General features: G+C 49.4%; 18 protein-coding genes. 8 read left to right on the top strand and 10 right to left on the bottom strand.

Annotated elements, in window-relative coordinates; all coding sequences use genetic code 11:
- Positions 1-122: 122 nt before the first annotated feature.
- The 6 genes from fbp to AAH187_RS07130 all read left to right on the top strand — a co-directional run bounded on the left by fbp (position 123) and on the right by AAH187_RS07130 (position 5,156).
- A complete protein-coding gene (fbp, locus tag AAH187_RS07155; protein WP_342347758.1) occupies positions 123-1,130 on the top strand; it encodes a class 1 fructose-bisphosphatase in 1,008 nt (335 codons plus the stop codon).
- Positions 1,131-1,146: 16 nt separating this feature from the next.
- Positions 1,147-2,172, top strand: a complete 1,026-nt coding sequence (locus AAH187_RS07150) for a TRAM domain-containing protein (RefSeq protein WP_342347757.1) — start codon at positions 1,147-1,149, stop codon at positions 2,170-2,172.
- Positions 2,165-2,869, top strand: coding sequence for a 2-C-methyl-D-erythritol 4-phosphate cytidylyltransferase (ispD, locus tag AAH187_RS07145; protein WP_342347756.1), 705 nt, complete (start codon positions 2,165-2,167; stop codon positions 2,867-2,869). Before AAH187_RS07150 ends, ispD begins: the two co-directional genes overlap by 8 nt.
- Positions 2,870-2,927: 58 nt before the next feature.
- Positions 2,928-3,410, top strand: a complete 483-nt coding sequence (ispF, locus tag AAH187_RS07140; RefSeq protein ID WP_342347755.1) for a 2-C-methyl-D-erythritol 2,4-cyclodiphosphate synthase — start codon at positions 2,928-2,930, stop codon at positions 3,408-3,410.
- A gap of 53 nt (positions 3,411-3,463) precedes the next feature.
- A complete protein-coding gene (gene cysE, locus AAH187_RS07135) occupies positions 3,464-4,108 on the top strand; it encodes a serine O-acetyltransferase (RefSeq protein ID WP_342347759.1) in 645 nt (214 codons plus the stop codon).
- A gap of 106 nt (positions 4,109-4,214) precedes the next feature.
- Entirely contained in the window at positions 4,215-5,156 is a 942-nt protein-coding gene (locus AAH187_RS07130; protein WP_342347754.1) for a class I fructose-bisphosphate aldolase, read from the top strand.
- Between the two features lie 34 nt (positions 5,157-5,190).
- Here AAH187_RS07130 and AAH187_RS07125 read toward each other — a convergent pair whose 3' ends face one another.
- The 3 genes from AAH187_RS07125 to AAH187_RS07115 form a co-directional block, all read right to left on the bottom strand.
- Positions 5,191-6,465, bottom strand: a complete 1,275-nt coding sequence (locus AAH187_RS07125) for a Glu/Leu/Phe/Val dehydrogenase (protein ID WP_342347753.1) — start codon at positions 6,463-6,465, stop codon at positions 5,191-5,193.
- A gap of 257 nt (positions 6,466-6,722) precedes the next feature.
- Complete coding sequence (gene truA, locus AAH187_RS07120) at positions 6,723-7,457, bottom strand: tRNA pseudouridine(38-40) synthase TruA (RefSeq protein ID WP_342347752.1); 735 nt, start codon at positions 7,455-7,457, stop codon at positions 6,723-6,725.
- A gap of 118 nt (positions 7,458-7,575) precedes the next feature.
- Positions 7,576-8,820: an N-acetylmuramoyl-L-alanine amidase gene (locus AAH187_RS07115; protein WP_342347751.1), complete on the bottom strand. Its 1,245-nt coding sequence runs from the start codon at positions 8,818-8,820 to the stop codon at positions 7,576-7,578.
- A 138-nt stretch (positions 8,821-8,958) separates the two neighbouring features.
- On the opposite strand from AAH187_RS07115, the gene AAH187_RS07110 reads away from it, so the two are divergent.
- Positions 8,959-9,504, top strand: coding sequence for an NYN domain-containing protein (locus tag AAH187_RS07110; RefSeq protein WP_342347750.1), 546 nt, complete (start codon positions 8,959-8,961; stop codon positions 9,502-9,504).
- Here AAH187_RS07110 and AAH187_RS07105 read toward each other — a convergent pair.
- Positions 9,488-10,270, bottom strand: a complete 783-nt coding sequence (locus AAH187_RS07105) for a TatD family hydrolase (RefSeq protein WP_342347749.1) — start codon at positions 10,268-10,270, stop codon at positions 9,488-9,490. The two genes, AAH187_RS07110 and AAH187_RS07105, sit on opposite strands and share 17 nt — an antisense overlap.
- A gap of 105 nt (positions 10,271-10,375) precedes the next feature.
- On the opposite strand from AAH187_RS07105, the gene AAH187_RS07100 reads away from it, so the two are divergent.
- The gene (locus AAH187_RS07100) at positions 10,376-10,918 is read left to right on the top strand and encodes a phosphatase PAP2 family protein (RefSeq protein WP_342347748.1); all 543 of its coding nucleotides are present in this window, start codon (positions 10,376-10,378) and stop codon (positions 10,916-10,918) included.
- Here the strand turns inward: AAH187_RS07100 and AAH187_RS07095 are convergent.
- The 6 genes from AAH187_RS07095 to AAH187_RS07070 all read right to left on the bottom strand — a co-directional run bounded on the left by AAH187_RS07095 (position 10,915) and on the right by AAH187_RS07070 (position 17,112).
- A complete protein-coding gene (locus AAH187_RS07095) occupies positions 10,915-11,871 on the bottom strand; it encodes a cation diffusion facilitator family transporter (RefSeq protein WP_342347747.1) in 957 nt (318 codons plus the stop codon). The two genes, AAH187_RS07100 and AAH187_RS07095, sit on opposite strands and share 4 nt — an antisense overlap.
- Positions 11,872-12,021: 150 nt before the next feature.
- Entirely contained in the window at positions 12,022-12,330 is a 309-nt protein-coding gene (locus AAH187_RS07090; RefSeq protein WP_342347746.1) for a YtxH domain-containing protein, read from the bottom strand.
- Positions 12,331-12,362: 32 nt separating this feature from the next.
- Positions 12,363-12,617 (bottom strand): hypothetical protein, encoded by a 255-nt coding sequence (locus AAH187_RS07085; protein WP_342347745.1) that lies wholly within the window; start codon positions 12,615-12,617, stop codon positions 12,363-12,365.
- Positions 12,614-15,520: a malto-oligosyltrehalose synthase gene (gene treY, locus AAH187_RS07080; RefSeq protein ID WP_342347744.1), complete on the bottom strand. Its 2,907-nt coding sequence runs from the start codon at positions 15,518-15,520 to the stop codon at positions 12,614-12,616. The genes AAH187_RS07085 and treY overlap by 4 nt, the downstream gene beginning before the upstream one ends.
- 10 nt (positions 15,521-15,530) lie before the next feature.
- On the bottom strand, positions 15,531-16,823 hold the full coding sequence (glgC, locus tag AAH187_RS07075) for a glucose-1-phosphate adenylyltransferase (protein WP_342347743.1): 1,293 nt from the start codon (positions 16,821-16,823) through the stop codon (positions 15,531-15,533).
- Between the two features lie 7 nt (positions 16,824-16,830).
- On the bottom strand, positions 16,831-17,112 hold the full coding sequence (locus tag AAH187_RS07070; RefSeq protein ID WP_342347742.1) for a LapA family protein: 282 nt from the start codon (positions 17,110-17,112) through the stop codon (positions 16,831-16,833).
- Between the last annotated feature and the right edge of the window lie 38 nt (positions 17,113-17,150).

Below are 17,150 nucleotides of genomic sequence, written 5' to 3'. Positions count from 1 at the left end.
AGTCCATCATTGGGAATATTTTTTTCAATATCGAACCCATATTTCTGTTGAACGTGCGTTGCTCCTTTATGCGGAAAAGCATATAATGAAAATCCTCTAGAATTCCATATGGATCATGACTGATGACTCCGCGTTTTTCCTTATCGACACATACCTTTCGTGAGCAAGCGCCTATTCCCGGAACCTCCGGAGAATTTTCCCGCATCATCATGCAAATTGCCCTGGGTGGGAAACTGATTGCCCAGGATCTGAGAAAGGCCGGATTGAGTCAATTCCTGGGTTCTACAGGGTTAATTAATGTGCAGGGCGAAGAGGTCCAAAAATTGGACGAACGAGCCAATCAGATATTCCTGGATGTGTTTGAGCATATGGAACTGGTGAGCACGCTGGTTTCAGAGGAAATGGAAAAACCCTACCTCATCAAAGAAGCCGATGGTCAAGGACGGTATGCGGTCTTTTTGGATCCTTTGGATGGCTCCTCTAACATTGATGTTAACGCTTCCTTAGGGTCAATTTTTTCTATTCATCGACTTTCCGTTGAGGGGTTTCCAACTTCTGAAGAAGCCTTGCGAAAAAAAGGGAGCGATCAAGTTGCGGCCGGTTATATTTTATATGGATCGTGTGTGCTTTTAGTCTATACCTGCGGTCATGGGGTGCACCAATTTACGTTGGATCAGGAGGCAGGTGAGTTTTTTCTCTCAGCCAAGAATATCCAAATCCCCAAGCGTGGGAAAATATATAGTGTGAATGAAGGCAATTACCAAAAGTGGTCCACCGGCACTCAGCAATTTCTTCACTACCTTCACGAAGTCGATGTCCAGGCAGGCAGACCATACACCAGCCGTTATTCCGGGTGTTTTGTGGCTGATGTGCATCGTGTTTTGTGCAAGGGTGGCCTCTATATGTACCCGGGAGAACAGAAAAATCCAGATGGGAAATTGAGGCTTATGTATGAAGCCGCACCTTTATCATTTTTGGTTGAACAAGCCGGTGGTATGGGGAGTACGGGTGTCGAGCCTGTCAATCAACTTATCCCGAAAGCCCTTCACCAGAGAGTCCCCTTATATATTGGCAGTCAGGATGATGTGACCAAAGCTGAAGCGTTCCTGCGGTCTGAGTTACCGATCTAGGGAAGGAGAATCTCTTATGGTGTTGCGAATGATATTTCTGGTTATTGGGGTGGTCCTGGGTATGGCCTTGGCATGGGGGGGAACGGATGGGCAAACAGCCTTACTGCTCATGGGTGCGGGAATCGGGGCCGTGGTCAGTATAATAATTCTGGCTGTAGAACAGAGGTTGAAGGCTGTGCCTTTCCCGTTTGTCTTGTGTGGAGGGGGCGGATTAGTTGTTGGTCTCCTCGTGGCAGGACTGATTGCGTCTGTGATGGGATTTGGCGCACGCTCTCCTTATTCCGTTTTTAACATTCTGACGAGCTTGGTGTTCTTTTTGGGAATCCCCTATTGGGGATTGATCATGGGAGTCCGATTTGCCACTGAAGGATGGGCCGCATCGGCCATGCCAACAGGTGATATGGAGGCAGTACGTATCAAGAAGCTGCTTGATACCAGCGTCATCATTGACGGTCGGATTGCAGATTTGTGCGAAACGGGATTTATTGAGGGAACCCTTGTCGTTCCTCATTTTATTCTTCAGGAGTTACAGCATATTTCCGATTCCTCTGACGGATTAAAACGGGCTCGTGGGAGACGAGGGTTGGATATTTTGAATGTCCTTCAAAAAGTGAGCAATATCAAGGTAGAATTGGTAGAGGATGATTTTCCCCATGTGAAAGAGGTGGATACGAAGCTCATTGAACTGGCTAAACAGATGGATGCAAAGGTGCTCACAAATGATTTCAATCTTAATAAGGTAGCGGGGATTCAAGGCGTTAGAGTCCTCAATATTAATGACCTATGTAATGCGCTGAAACCGGTGGTACTCCCTGGTGAAACGATTCGAGTCTTTGTCTTGAAAGAAGGGAAAGAATCAGGGCAGGGTGTGGCCTATTTAGATGATGGCACCATGGTGGTGGTTGACCACGCCAAACGATGGATCGGCAAAAATGCGGATGTGATTGTCACAAGTGTTCTGCAAACGAGTGCTGGCCGAATGATCTTTACCCGTCTGAAAGAAGAAACCGAACACGAGGAGTTAAGCTTCTCGCGTGTTTAATTCTGTTGTGGCCGTCATCCCCGCCGCGGGTCTTGGTATCCGCATGGGGGGAAATACTCCCAAACAATACCTTTCTCTTGGAGGAATACCTCTCCTTGTCTATTCACTAAAGGTTTTTCAGCATCTTGAGTGTATCCGCGAAGTTATTCTTTCCGTTCCGGCGTCGGATCTGGATTATTGCTGGCGTGAAATAGTGAAACCCTTTGGGTTGGAAAAAGTCACTCAAGTGGTGGCGGGTGGACCACGGCGGCAGGATTCTGTCAGGAATGGACTTGAGGCCATTTCCGACCAATCTGGAGGAGTCCTGGTTCATGATGGGGTCCGTCCCTTTATTGACCAGCACATTGTTAGGAATGTGATCGACCGGGCCGGGCAAAGAGGGGCCGCGGTCGTGGCGATGCCGATCCATGATACCGTCAAGCGGGTCAATCATTCTGGGATTATTCAAGAGACGTTGAAGAGGGAGGAACTCTGGCAGATTCAAACCCCCCAGGTGTTCCGGTATGACTGGCTCGTAGAGGCACACAAACAGGCGCAAATACATCAATGGGATGTCACCGATGATGCTGCCCTCATCGAACGGATGGGATACCCCGTTTCCGTTGTGGAAGGAAGTTGTTTTAATATAAAAGTGACCAGACCCGATGATCTGGTTCTTGGGGAAGCTATTTTGGAAACGATGGGAAGCCGAGCGTGAAATCTCTAGCGAGAATGAATCAGGGGTGTTATCTTTCTCTCCAAATTTCTAATTCAATATGAGAGTTGGCCAAGGTTATGATATTCATCCCCTGCGAGAAGGCCGTCCACTGATTCTGGGTGGCGTGGCCATCCCGCATTCACAAGGGTTGGATGGCCATTCCGATGCTGATGCCTTGACCCATGCCGTCTGCGACGCCATTCTGGGAGCCATGGGAGAAGGAGATCTTGGAACACGCTACCCAAGCAGTAATCCGGAATACAAAAATCTCTCGAGTTTAGTGATGCTACGGAGTGTTGCTCAAACCCTTGGTGATAAAGGATTTTGCTTGGTGAATCTGGATACAGTTATTCTGGCCCAGGCTCCGAAATTGGCCCCGTATATGGTCTCGATCCAAGAAAGCCTTGCAGGCGTGCTGCAGGTTTCTCCTTCCCAGGTAAATGTTAAGGTTAAAAGTGGAGAGGGAATTGGGATGATTGGGCGGGCAGAAGGTATTGCGACCATGGCAATTTGTCTCATTGAAAGTATCACACCGTTATGAAATGATACCAGCGTCTCTTCTTTGGGGTATATCCATATGGTGGGCCAATGCGGTTGGTTAAACGAATCACTGAAGATCTTCACGCCGTGTTTGAGCGCGATCCGGCGGCAACCAGTCGTTGGGAGGTACTGCTGGCCTACTCGGGTTTCCATGCGTTATTGGCCTACCGGGTGGCTCACTGGTTATGGGGGAAAAACATACCAATCGTTCCGCGGTTGATTTCGCAATTTGCTCGATGGGTGACCGGTATAGAAATTCATCCAGGAGCTCAGATCGGACGAGGATTTTTTATTGACCATGGGATGGGGGTGGTGATCGGCGAGACTGCGGTCATTGGTGACTCCGTCACCCTCTTTCAAGGTGTAACACTCGGAGGAACCGGCAAGGAACGGGGTAAACGCCATCCGACATTGGGTAATCATGTTGTAGTCGGAGCCGGAGCAAAAGTGCTGGGGAATATTACGATCGGGGACTTTGTTAAAATTGGAGCCAACTCGGTGGTTCTTCGGTCAGTGCCTTCGAATTCAACGGTCATTGGAATACCTGGCCGGATTATCAAAACCATTGGAGACCGGGTGCCAGAAGCGACCATGGATCATGCTAATATTTCAGATCCGATTGCTGAACGGTTTGATGCGATGGAACAAGAACTCATTGCTCTAAGAAAACAGGTGGAACAATCTGAAAAGCGATCGTAATGGATGTGAATGAATAGTCATTATTGTCTTAGTTCGTGAGGTCTTCTACACTACAGGCGACGGTCTGAACAAAGAGAAAGTACTATGTCGAAAGGGAGGGATTTTTGTGAAGGAACCAAATGTAATCACGCCACGAGTCAAGGAAATATTACGAAATTATGATGGTAATGTCCCAGGAGTGCTTGCAAATATTGCCCGTCTATTGATGACGGGACGGTTGGCCGGGACTGGGAGATTAGTTATTTTGCCGGTGGATCAAGGCTTTGAGCATGGTCCAGCCAGAAGTTTTGCCGTCAATCCTGCAGGGTATGATCCTCACTACCATTTCCAGCTTGGCATTGATGCCGGATGCAATGCTTACGCGGCTCCTCTCGGATTTCTAGAGGCCGGTGCGGCAGAATATGCCGGTCAAATTCCCCTCATACTGAAATTGAACAATAATGATTCGCTGTTTGATAGCAAAGATCCTAATTCCGCCATTACCGGGAGTGTCCATGATGCCCTGCGGTTAGGATGCTGTGCGGTGGGATATACGATTTATCCAGGGTCTGCCCATAGCCAGGAGATGTATAACCATTTGCGGGAAATTGCCCAAGAGGCCAAATCCCATGGATTGGCGGTGGTTGTATGGTCGTATCCTCGAGGTGCGGGACTGAGTAAAGACGGAGAGACGGGAATTGATGTTGTCGCCTATGCCGCACAAATTGCCGCCCAACTCGGGGCCCACATCATCAAAGTGAAGGTGCCATCAAATCATATAGAGCAGGCGGCGGCTAAAAAAGTCTATGAAGCCGAAAAAATTCCCATTAGCACGCCAGCGGAACGTATCCGTCATGTTGTGCAGAGTACCTTTCATGGACGACGCATTGTCATCTTTTCGGGAGGAGCCAAAGGGGAAGATCAGAAAATTTTCGATGAAGCCAGAGGAATACGGGATGGTGGAGGGTTTGGATCCATTATTGGGAGAAATTCTTTTCAACGGCCGAGACCACAGGCTCTTGAATTTCTTTCAACCGTCATGAAGATCTACGGCGGAGAAATCCCTTAAGGATTTTACTCGCCAGGTTTCAGAATGTATGAGCTTAGGGGTACAATCCTCGACATTGGTGGGCTTGAGCGACTTCCTGAATGCCTGCGATTAATGCGGCGGTTCTCATTGTGAGTTTTTTCTCATTTGCATGGTTGAGAATACGGTGAAAAGCCGCAGTGATGATGTTCCTGAGTCGTCTGTGAATATCTGATTCCTGCCAGGAAAAACGTTGGGCGTCCTGAACCCACTCAAAATACGAGACGATGACTCCGCCGGAATTGGCGAGAATATCCGGAACCACAAAAATTCCTCGTTCATTCAAAATGGCATCCGCCTCCAGAGTTGTTGGGCCGTTGGCTGCCTCGATCAGGTACTGGCATTGAAGGCGTGAGGCGTTGTTGACCGTGATTTGTTCAGATACTGCAGCCGGAATGAGCACATGGCAAGGGAGCATGAGTAAATCTTCGTTAACAATCTGTTCACCAAATTGTGTGAGAGAAGGAATCCCCGTTTTATCATTGGCCAGGTGAGAGAGAATACCTGGGATATCCAGACCTTTTTGGTTATACAGCCCGCCGAACTGATCGCTGATCGCCAGTATTTTTACGCCTTCCTGATGAAGAATTCGTGCTGTATGGGATCCGACATTCCCAAACCCTTGAATGACTGCAGTCGTGTCTGACGTGGATAGACCAAAATGACGTAGCACTTCCAACGTGACATCCACCACTCCCCGGCCCGTCGCCTCTTCCCTTCCAAGTGTGCCTCCAATCGAAATGGGTTTCCCGGTAACCACTCCACGGACGGTAAACCCAACATGCTGACTGTAGGTATCCATGACCCACCCCATGACTTGCGGATTGGTTCCAATATCCGGAGCGGGGATATCTTTGTCCGGGCCCAATAATGGAAAGATTTCTGCAATGTAACGGCGGGTCACACCTTCCAACTCAGCCGTTGAAAGCATGGAAGGATTGACTGCGACTCCTCCTTTGGCTCCTCCGAATGGCAACCCTGCCAACGCCGTTTTCCAGGTCATCCACATCGCCAAGGCCGCGACTTCCCCAAGGCTGACGTCGGGATGATAACGAATGCCGCCTTTGGTGGGGCCGCGGGCTACGTCATGATGCACTCGATAGCCACGAAAGACTTGAACCTGTCCGTTATCCATTCGGACAGGGACACTGACGCAGAGAGAACGTTGAGGGGCTTTGAGTCGTTCAAGCAGACCGGAGTCCAGATTCATATGGTGGGCAGCCTGATCGAATTGGGCCACGGCCAAGCGGAAGGTTGGATGGTTGAATTCTGGAGCAAGGTCAATGGTCATGGAGGGTATCCAGTGAGTTGAAAATTTCAAGTCTTGCTTTTCAGTATATCAAGAATACCATTTGAAATATTTTCCTTTTGCCACAGCATTGAAAGGGGCGAAAGGAAAATGATGGGTATTCAAAAAGGCTCGTCCAGCTTTGTCCTGAGGCTTCTTGAAGGAAAGGCCGCAGATGCTTGGACGTCCGAGCGTAGGGAGGAGTGCGCAAGCACGGCCAATTAGCAGGATCGCAGGTGTGGGCAATTTTAACATTCCCGTTAGTACAAGACGTGAAGGAGGTAGAGACCTTGGGGAGGGGCGGTTTCTCCTGCAGCGCGTCGGTCCTTAGCCTGAAGGATGTCTACCATCGAGTCCGGTGATCTTTTGTGTCGTCCGACTTCGGTCAGTGTGCCAATAATCGCCCGAACCATTTGCTTCAGGAATCGATTGGCCTGAATCTGAATGGTTAGGGTCATACGATCCGAAGTGAGGGAAACTTGGGACACGACGCACATGGGATCCGATGTACTCGCACGTGGGCCTTGGAAGGAGGTGAAGTCCTGTCGGCCAATAAGTCCAGACATGGCGTGTCGAATGGCCTGGGTATCCAGGTCGTAGGGTAAGTGCCAGACTCGATTGCGATCAATGGCTGGACGGGCAGGATGTCTGGAGATTCGATACTCATATAGTTTTTCTTTTGCGCTATACCGAGCATGAAATGATTCAGGAACCTGTTCACTCGACACCACAGAAATGTCGTGCGGGAGAGCGCTATTGAGGGCAAGTCTCCATTTATCAACAGGAATAGATTTGTCAGATTGAAAGCTGGCGACTTGACCACGGGCATGGACGCCGGCATCGGTTCGTCCCGCAGCGATGATAGAAATCTGTTGTTGTGTGATGCGTGTGAGCGCGGTTTCAACGGCTGCCTGAATCGTCGGCTGATTAGGTTGACGTTGCCATCCCGCGTAAGCCGTGCCGTCATATTCGATCGTCAGTTTAATTGTGGTCATGATGTATGGGAGAGGAGGACGGCAAAACGGGCTCCTACGTTACCAAGGTATGAGTGGGGTAATCATGATAAAACAGGAGACCAGAGAAGCCAATGGAAGAAGCCCGAGACTGTCCCGGCTATCGGGAAGCGGTTTGTAACGGGGTAATATAGGATTGAAGTCCGTTAAATATTCCCTCGGCCACTCGCTTTTGATAGGTTGAGCTTTGTAAGAGCTTTTCTTCCGTAGGATTGGAGATAAAAGCAATCTCTGCCAATATAGCAGGCATGGTGGTCATTCGCAGCACAAAAAATGGAGCTGTTTTGATCCCATGATCTTTGATTTTATAAAAGGCATCCAAGAATTTCACCAGAGAACTTTTTGTTGTCCATGCTAACTCGCGGGAATCGTCAATTTTTTTGTCGTTAAGTTTGTCGGCAAGAATAAATTGCCAGGGTGCCGCATTTTTTTCAAGAGGTGTGCCATTTTCCCGGGCGGCGACGGCAAGTGCTCGAGGGTCACTGGCTTCACCAAAATGATAGAGTTCCATCCCCTTCACGGAAGCTTGAGGATGGGAGTTAATGTGGATCGAGACAAAGAGATCCGCCTTGTGTGTATTCGCGAATGTGGCCCGGTCTTCCAATTCGACGAAGACATCCGTTTCTCGGGTCATGAAGACTTTCGTGGATCCTTCCTTGGCGAGCAGGTCTCGCAAATGATTCGCAATATGTAAGACAACATCCTTTTCCCTTGTGCCTTTGCGACCCAAGGCCCCGGGGTCTTTCCCTCCGTGTCCTGGATCAATCACGATCACCAGGTCTTTTTTTATGATGGGCGGTGGGGGAGTTGGTGGAGGAACCATTGGAGAAGCTGGTGGGCTGCTTGGTGGCGCCTTCATGACAACTGCCGCCTCAGCTATGGGATACAAATCAAGAACGACGCGAGCAGGATTGTTGAGGACATACCACTTATAGTGTTTCCAGCCGTCAATGGGTATGGACAGAAGGATGGATCCAGAAGAAGTTGTGGAAAGGTCCAATTGTAAGGGAAATGAGTCTGCCGTTGATTTGGCGATGGTAGACTTGGCCAATTGTGTGTTGGGAAGCTCCAATTGAAAAGTTGTGGCTGTTTGATGCTCTTGAGGAGCTGGATGGACGGGGTGAGTGAGATCTAACACAACACGGGTATACTGTTTATGGCGATGAGCCCGAATATTGCGGATGGAGGCTGACGATGGTGTTTGTGCAATAAGATGAATCAGTGGGTCAGCTTCGGTCCCGGAGAAAGGTTGAGTTTCTATCGCTTCCCCAGACAGGGGAAGGAACACTGACAGGAACAACATGCCAATGCAAGAATAAAGGGATAGCATTCGAGTGGAAGGCATAGGTATTAAACCATTCCTCTCTTTTTTCGCAGAAGAAAGCCTTCTTGTCAAGGGAAGAAGCGCTTTCGAACCTGGTCCTGTTGCGGGTAGACTCAATCATTATGGCTGGATCACGCATCGCACCATGAAGGAAATACAGTGGCACCAAAACATTTGATCATCGATGGATATAATGTATTGGGCGCCATGGGGCTCCCGCCGCATCGAGTCGTTGAACAAGGGGAGCATCACCGAGAAGAATTTATTGTGCGTGTAGGCCTGTATGGCCATAAACTCCGCAATCTGATCACCTTAGTTTTTGATGCCTGGCAACAATCGGGAATGAGTCGGCAGGTCATTCATCGTGAGGGTGTGACGGTCATTTATACGGCTCAGGGCGAAAAGGCAGATGGGGTGATTCAAGATTTTATCCGGATCCATGGAAAAGGGGCCGCGGTTGTCTCATCGGATCTTGAAGTGATCGCTGTTGCAAAAGCTTTTGGGGCGTTTTCGATCAGGTCGCAAGAATTTGTAAAACGCCTGGCTTCTGCTGGTCTTCAAGGGTCAGGGGTGAGTCGATCTCAAGAGGGACCTTCCCAAAAGGATGTTGATGAGGGGGTAGTCCGATCAAAAGAGAAGAAGGGCAATCCCCGAAAACTTCCCAAGAAGTTACGTCAACGCAATCGAATCATGAAGAAATTTTAAAAAGGTGACAGGCATTATTGGTGGTCAGTTCGGCCACACGAGCTAATCCGCCTTCAGAGTCCCCATATTTAATTTTCGCAATCTGTTCCGCCACATAGGTGACAAAGGCCGATTCGTTACGTTTTCCTCGAAACGGGACGGGAGTTAAATAGGGGGCATCGGTTTCAATGAGCAACCGGTCATCGGGGACCATGCGAATCACTTCATGTAACTGAGAGGCATTCCGAAAGGTGATGATTCCTGAAAATGAGAGATAAAATCCCAGGTCCAAGGCCCGTTTGGCAAAGGCCAGATCCTCCGAAAAACAATGAAAGACGCCGCCCACCTTCTCAGCATGTTCTTCTTGCAGGATGGCCATTGTATCCTCCTGCGCCTCACGTGTGTGAATCACCAGAGGAAGGGTGAGTGATTGCGCCAGCTCAATTTGTTCACGAAATCGTTGACGTTGGGTTTCTCGGGGAGAGTGATCATAATGATAATCGAGGCCGATTTCTCCGAAGGCGACCACTTTGGGCTGGTGTGCCAGTTTCGTCAATTCCGCATACCAGTTGGGCTCGATGCGTTTGACTTCATGGGGATGCACGCCGATCGTGGCATAGACATTAGGTTGGATTGTGGCTAATTGCACGGCTGCATGACTTGTGGAAAGATCACATCCAATCGTGACAAACTTCTCAACACCTGCTTCCTGGGCACGGTGAAATATATCGTCCCGATCTGGATCATAACGGGGATCGTCTAAATGAACATGGGTATCAATCAGCATGAAGAAATCCTTTCGCGTTAGAAACTCTACCTTATCATACCCGTCCAATTTCTTGCAGAATCTTGTGTCCGACGAGAATAAGGACGGAATAGTTAAAGGCCTACGATGAACAGTGATGAATTATGGTTTGCCTCTATTAATGGTTGGGCAGGCCAGTTTGCTGGATTGGATTGGTTCATGCTTCAGGTGTCACGAGAAAGTAATCTCCTGATTCCTGGGATTCTGCTCATGGGGTATTGGGGATGGATGAAATGGGGAGAGGCCAGGCTTGCTATTCCTAGTTTAGCGATCCTTATCGGTCTCAGTGATTTTCTGGGTGGCCAGCTGAAAACACTGATTGGCCGTCCACGGCCGTGTCAGGTTCTCGAGCACATTCATGAATTAGTCGGATGCGGGGGGGCGTTTAGTATGCCCTCAAATCACGCGTTAAATTCAGGTACGGCTATCAGCTTTCTTGTCATGCTTTATCCCTCTTTGGGGTGGGTATTGTGGCCATTCCTTGGCCTGATCGGATTGTCACGGGTTTTTCTAGGAGCCCATTATGTCACAGACGTGTTGGTCGGGGTTGGTCTGGGTGTGCTCTTGGGAGGAGGGATGGGATTTTTACTCAAGACGCGTGTATTTCAAAGAAAGCCTGTAGCGGATTAATGGTGGTGCAGATGAGAAGGACTGGGATCCGTGGCAGTTGACCCGTTCGTCAGGTAACTGAGATTGCAATGCAGGTCCCCTTGCTCCTGGCATTCGGTTTCCAGTTGAACGGTTAAGTGATGAATGCCAAATTTCGAAGAGAGTGTTGATTGAATGGGTTGGAGGAGTTGATCCTTATCCTGAACCGCCTCGGTGTCCACCAATACGTGACACGTCAACATCACAATGCGGGGTTCAACCGCCCAGATATGCAGATCATGAACTTTTTTGACACCAGGAATGATTTCAATGGTTGCCACGATATCGGAAGTTTTGAGGTGAGGGGGAGTCGATTCCAATAAAATGTCCAGTGATTCACGAAAGAGTGGCCAACTTCCTTTCACAATAATGACGACGATGAGAATACTCATCAGGGGATCTAAAATGGTGAGGCCGGTCAGGGCGATTCCCAACCCGGCGATGATGACGCCAAGAGACATCCAGGCATCCATCACCATATGAAGAAACGCGCCGCGAATATTCAGGTCATTTTCGGCTCCCCGGCGTAATAATAGGGCGACGGCGAGATTGGCGATCAAGCTGATCCCGGCGATGACCATTACCCAAAATCCAGGGATGTCAACCGGGGAAAACATCCGGTCGAGGGCAAGAACTCCGATAATCCCCCCTGTGAAAATTAGCAGAAGGCTATTAAGAAACGCCGCAATGGTTCCGGCGCGGTGGTAGCCAAACGTTCGATGTTCCGTGGCCGGTTGAGTGGCCAGAATATGGGCATACAAGGCTAACAGGAGGGAGCCTTGATCAATCAAATTGTGCCCGGCATCGCTCATTAATCCAAGGCTATTGATCACATACCCGCCGATGAATTCGGCGAGGATGATGATACCATTGATCACAAGGCCGAGCTTCAGTCGAAACGTGAGAGGGGAGTTGGTTAACCCTGATTGCGTCATTAATCTACTTTCGCATGGATGGAAAGTCTCGACAAGATGGGGAGAGACAAGGCGTTTGACGTTTACGACAAACGGAACGGGAGGAGTCCAGTGCTTAGGTGGCTGAGAATGGTCAAGGGGAAGTCCCTCCCCCTGCGGGAGGGTTGAGGTTTACCCGTCAAAAGAATCAGTTTTGACGGCATGTTTGGTGGCATCCACGGCGGAGTTGACTCGCGTGGCCGCCTGCTTCATGGTTTTTCTGGCTTCTTCAGACCAGGCATGCACGGCCTCTTTGGTTTGCGAAGCCATATCTGAAAATTCGTCCTGTGCGGTCTTCGCGCCGCGTGCCAATCGGTTCCGCACGTGAGTTCCTGTTTCAGGTGTCAGGAGTATGGCACTCCCGGCGCCCAAAAGAAATCCGGCAATGAAGACAAATGTATTCACCCAACCTGAGTCGCCTTGCGTGGTATGCTCATCCATCGTGAAATTCCTCCATAGTAATTCTTTACTTGTTATGATTGGTTCTGATGATCTTTCGATGAGGCCATCGCCATGATGGCTCCTCCCAGGAGAACTCCGGAGGCAAAAATAAGACTGTAGGATAAGCCCGTGCGGAGCTCAGGCCATGTATCCAGAACCCGTTTCCATAACGGGACATCCTCAGAGAAATGCACGTGTCCCTCCCAGCCTAGCTCTCCCTCCGGCGTGGACTGATCAGAATATTCTTGGTCAGAAGCTTGTGCCGTGTTCAATTTGCTCATAGTCATGAGACGGGCTCCAATAGGGCAAAAGGAAAATGTTGAAAAAGCGTTCCTAGGGGTAATCCTACCATGCTGAGGTCATTTTGTGGAGCAACAATTTCTTGGGTCAGGAGATTGCGAAACGAGTATGTCGCCAATTCCGGAGGGAGTGCCATCGAGGTGTGTCCCCATATGGGTTCGCCGACCGGACTGATAGTCTGATCCGGAATGAGATTGGTTAAAAGTCGTGGGAATATGATCACGCAGATATGTGAAGAAATCTGTCTCATGAATCCACACACATGATGGGCCTGCTCCCCTTTGAATTCCAGTGGCCGATACAATCCTTCCAGAAATAGGTTAGGCCGGCTCTTCCGGATATGAAGGGCGGTGGTGGTCAAATACATTTTGATCAGGCCGTTTTCCGCATCCTGTAATAAGGTATGGACCAATTCAGGAGGAGCTGTGGTGTGTTGCAGGTCCTGTAATTCAGTCAGCCGTTGTTGTCTGAAGAGGTAATCCACGGGTTGTCGGTTGTCCGGGTCGACCAGACTGAAATCCCAAAGCTCCGTACCTTGATAAAAATCGGGGACACCGGGAGCAAGGGTTTTAATAAGGACCTGACTCAGAGAATTATAGATGCCATATTTGGCGATGCGTTGTTGAAAGGGAATGAAATCTTGAAGAAAGGAATTTGAGGACCTGAGCGACAGAATGTGGGCAAGAAATTCCCCGACGGCTCTCTCCCACGCCTCGTCGGGGTTCAACCAGCTGGTGGTCACTTTCGCTTCCCGTAAGGCTTTAACCATATACCCCTGTATGCGCGCCAAAAATTGGGGTTGAGTCGAGTCCGAAAGGCCACCAAAGGGCCAGGTACCGAGCAGTGTTTGGTAAATCAAATATTCTTCATTCAAGCTCGGGGCCAGTTGATCATTGATGGGTTGCTTGAATTTTTTGTTCAGTCGATTCCAGATTTTAAGATGCTGCCGCCATTCTGTAGGAATTTCCGATAACACATTGATTCTGGCCCGGACATCCTCGCTTCGTTTCGTATCATGAGTAGACGTGGACGAGAGGCATGATGGCCATTGGGTGGCTCGATCCTGCATGTATTGATGAAATGTTGAAAGCCGTACCCCAAAGTGTTGTGGTTCTCCCCCGACCTCATTCAGTGATGTGAGGCGGTTGTAACTATAGAAGGCGGTATCTTCAACGCCTTTGGCGGTGACCGGGCTGGTCGTTTGCTGAAATTTCATAACAAAAGGTCGAATCACCTCCCAATCAAGATCAGGGGAATTCTGGGGAATTCTCAAGAGAAGATCGCGGATAAAATCGAACACCAGATTGCTGATGGCGGGATTACGCCGTTTTGCCCGCGCCACAGCTAGCCGGATATACGCGCGATCACGATCCAAGACGCCTTCGAGAGGGTCCGGTCCAATATATGTTCGATACACGGGGAAACAGGCAATGATCTCGCGGATGGCATGGATCAGGCTGTTCAACGTAAAGTCCCGTGAGCGCCGGTTTCTCTCGGAGAGGACATTCAGTTGGTGCCCCAAGGCATTAATTTCTCCTGACATGGAACTGGTCATGATGAGGTTTTTGGAGTCGTAGATCAGATCGTCATATCGGAGAGACTGCTTGGTAAACCGGCTGTAGATCTGTTCGATCTGTCGTTGGTGGGTTTCCTGGATGAATAATTGATTGACGAGGGCAAGGTAGTCATATCCGGTTGTGCCATGGCACAGCCAATCAGAAGTGAGGCGTTCCTCTGTACCCAGGATTTTTTCAACGAGGAGATAGAGGGAGCGACCTTTGGTGTCGGCCTGAACCTCTAAGTGTTCAGCCGCCCATTGTTGCCATTGGGCCAAAAAGGCCCTTGGATTATAAAGCCCATCGACATGATCAATCCGGAGTCCATTCACCGCACCGGATGTTAATAATTCAAATATTTTTTTATGGGCCGCTTGGAAGACCTCTGGTTCCTCCATGCGAATGGCCGCCAATTGGTTGATGTCAAAAAAACGCCGATAATTTATTTCTTCAGCCGCGACCCGCCAATAGGCCAGTCGATAGGCTTGGTGACTCACCAGGTGGTCGAGGACATCAAATGTGCGGGGAGAGTTCTTGATGCCATTGAGTAACCGAATGTTCTCCAGCAGAAAATTGCGAATAGTTAAATTTTCTGTAACCACGGTGGAGAGGCGGCGGCGGATCACCTCTTTCTCCCGGTATCGTTCGGCAACCCGTTCAGTTTCCGTTTCGGCTCTGGCAGGTAAATGGGAGAGAGCGGTGATAATACTTTGGTATTCATGCAAGTGCGGATCGGAATTTTCCAGGCTTTGATTGAGTGTGTCTTGCCTAAAGGTCAGGATGGTACTCCACGTACAGGGATCAACAGGCAGGCGATTTTCATAGTAGGTGAGGAAAAATTGCCCGTCGTCATAGTGGAGAATGATTTCCTGGTTTTCGAGAACAATGCCGTATTGATCGCCCAGAATGGGGAGAAGCACTTTGTTTTCCAATTCCGGCTTCACCGGCGTCCAGTCAATATCGAAAAATGTGGCGTAATGCGAAGAAGGGCCATTTTCCAGGACATCCTGCCACCAAAGATTCGTCGATCCGGCTATCCCCATATGGTTCGGCACGACGTCCAGAATCTGACCCATGCCATGTTGGTGAAGTGCTTGGATAAATGCCCGATACTCGGCTTCCGTCCCGATCTCTGGGTTTAATTCCGTGGGATCAACCACGTCGTATCCATGAGTGCTCCCTGGAACGGCTTTCAGATAGGGTGAGGCGTAGCAGTCGGTGATGCCAAGTTGAGACAGATAAGGAAGAATGCGGGAGGCGTCCTGGAATGTGAACGACGAGTTAAATTGCAGGCGATAGGTTGAGAGCGGGATGTGCAGAGGCAAAGGATTCATGATCCCTCCTTTATGTTAAAGAGGAGGGTGAAGAATGGATGGCCCGTCCACCATACGATTGCCCGCGAGGGAAAAGGGTGAGTCCGAGCTTCCCGCCTGTGGATCGACGACTGTCTCGTCCGTGTTTGTCGCCATGTGTGGTTCCGGACGAGATAATGTTAAATCGGTCGATGATACAACGGTGGAGATGGCAATTGGAGCCAATAAGTGTCCCATCAAGAATAATCGATTCTTCAATGGTACAGCCTTCTCCAATCCGGACATTCCGCCCAATGATTGAGCGTTTTACCGTACTGTCTACCACGAGGCTGCCTTGGCCAACCATGGCATCATCCATGTGAGATCGCACCAAACTCGCAACGGGTTCGACCGACGCATCGGTCAGAATAGGCCATTTGACATTTCGTAAGTCCAGGATTGGCGACTCCCCCAAGATGTCCATGTTGGCTTGCCAATAGGCCTCCAGTGTTCCCACATCGCGCCAGTACCCCCATTCTTCGTAAGGGTGAATGCCAGGCACCACATTATCCATGAAGTCATAGGCTAGGACCCGGTGAGATTTAATGAGGGACGGAATGATGTTCCTGCCAAAATCGTGAGTGCCGGCTTGACTGGCGTCTTGTTCCAGGATTTTCACAAGAATGTCGGCGTTAAAAATATAATTCCCCATTGAACTAAACGCCATCTCAGGATTTTCAGGCATGGGTTTGGGAGAGGCCGGCTTTTCCTCAAAACCGATGATTTGATGGTCGGCATTGACTTCGACAATTCCGAACCCTTTTGCTGCCTGAATCGGAACGGGAAGCGACGCGACGGTCACGTCCGCTTCTTGGTCAAGATGAAACTGGATCATTTGCCGGACATCCATCCGGTAAATATGATCGGCTCCGAAGACAGCCACCAATCCTGGTGCGAAGTCCTGAATGAGGTTAATATTCTGATAGACCGCATCCGCCGTCCCTTCATACCATTTGCCACGTCCCTTCATCTGGGGAGGAACGACCGTAATGAAGTTTTGACGGTTGGTGCCACCAAAACGCCAGGCCCTTCTGAGATGTTCAATTAAGGATTGTGAGCGGTATTGCACCAAAACATACATGGCTTGGATGCCGGAATTAATGAAATTGCTGAGGACAAAATCGACGATGCGATAGGTGCCGGCAAAAGGCACAGATGGCTTACTTCGTTGTTCCGTTAATGGCATAAGCCGTTCGCCTTTGCCTCCAGCCATGATCATGGCCAGGATTTTTTGGGGCGTCCGTTCAGTGATTTTTTTGCGACGAGATCCGGAAGAGCTTTTCATACAGACTTTAAATGTTGGACGGAGGGTTGGTTAACTCGGCGACGGATCGTTCCAGTGCCGCGATCGTTTTTTGTTGTTTGGCAATCAACCGGCTTTTTTTAATGTAGGAGGGCAATGAAGCCAGTAGGGACAGGCTCACACCTAATGCCAAAGCCGTGAGTAACATGACGGCCCGCGACCCTTGAAAGGTCCAGGCAAAAAAATTTATGATGATGGGTTCGGAGTTTTGTATAGAAAAAGCAACAGAAAAAAACAGCAGAAGCAACAACGCCAACAGTGCAGAATACATAGTCCCTTTTGGTATGTTAGGATGTTGTTAATTAACAC

This window comes from uncultured Nitrospira sp. (assembly GCA_902500695.1).
GTDB lineage: Bacteria > Nitrospirota > Nitrospiria > Nitrospirales > UBA8639 > Nitrospira_E.
This window is presented reverse-complemented; position numbering and strand designations above follow the sequence as displayed.

Excerpts from the sequence above, each read along its gene's own strand:
- fbp (WP_342347758.1), top strand. The coding sequence starts at position 123 with ATGACTCCGCGTTTTTCCTTATCGACACATACCTTTCGTGAGCAAGCG.
- AAH187_RS07150 (WP_342347757.1), top strand. The coding sequence starts at position 1,147 with ATGGTGTTGCGAATGATATTTCTGGTTATTGGGGTGGTCCTGGGTATG.
- ispF (WP_342347755.1), top strand. The coding sequence starts at position 2,928 with ATGAGAGTTGGCCAAGGTTATGATATTCATCCCCTGCGAGAAGGCCGT.
- AAH187_RS07125 (WP_342347753.1), bottom strand. The coding sequence starts at position 6,465 with ATGACCATTGACCTTGCTCCAGAATTCAACCATCCAACCTTCCGCTTG.
- truA (WP_342347752.1), bottom strand. The coding sequence starts at position 7,457 with ATGACCACAATTAAACTGACGATCGAATATGACGGCACGGCTTACGCG.
- AAH187_RS07115 (WP_342347751.1), bottom strand. The coding sequence starts at position 8,820 with ATGCCTTCCACTCGAATGCTATCCCTTTATTCTTGCATTGGCATGTTG.
- AAH187_RS07105 (WP_342347749.1), bottom strand. The coding sequence starts at position 10,270 with ATGCTGATTGATACCCATGTTCATTTAGACGATCCCCGTTATGATCCA.
- AAH187_RS07100 (WP_342347748.1), top strand. The coding sequence starts at position 10,376 with ATGAACAGTGATGAATTATGGTTTGCCTCTATTAATGGTTGGGCAGGC.
- AAH187_RS07095 (WP_342347747.1), bottom strand. The coding sequence starts at position 11,871 with ATGACGCAATCAGGGTTAACCAACTCCCCTCTCACGTTTCGACTGAAG.
- AAH187_RS07090 (WP_342347746.1), bottom strand. The coding sequence starts at position 12,330 with ATGGATGAGCATACCACGCAAGGCGACTCAGGTTGGGTGAATACATTT.
- AAH187_RS07085 (WP_342347745.1), bottom strand. The coding sequence starts at position 12,617 with ATGACTATGAGCAAATTGAACACGGCACAAGCTTCTGACCAAGAATAT.
- treY (WP_342347744.1), bottom strand. The coding sequence starts at position 15,520 with ATGAATCCTTTGCCTCTGCACATCCCGCTCTCAACCTATCGCCTGCAA.
- glgC (WP_342347743.1), bottom strand. The coding sequence starts at position 16,823 with ATGAAAAGCTCTTCCGGATCTCGTCGCAAAAAAATCACTGAACGGACG.
- AAH187_RS07070 (WP_342347742.1), bottom strand. The coding sequence starts at position 17,112 with ATGTATTCTGCACTGTTGGCGTTGTTGCTTCTGCTGTTTTTTTCTGTT.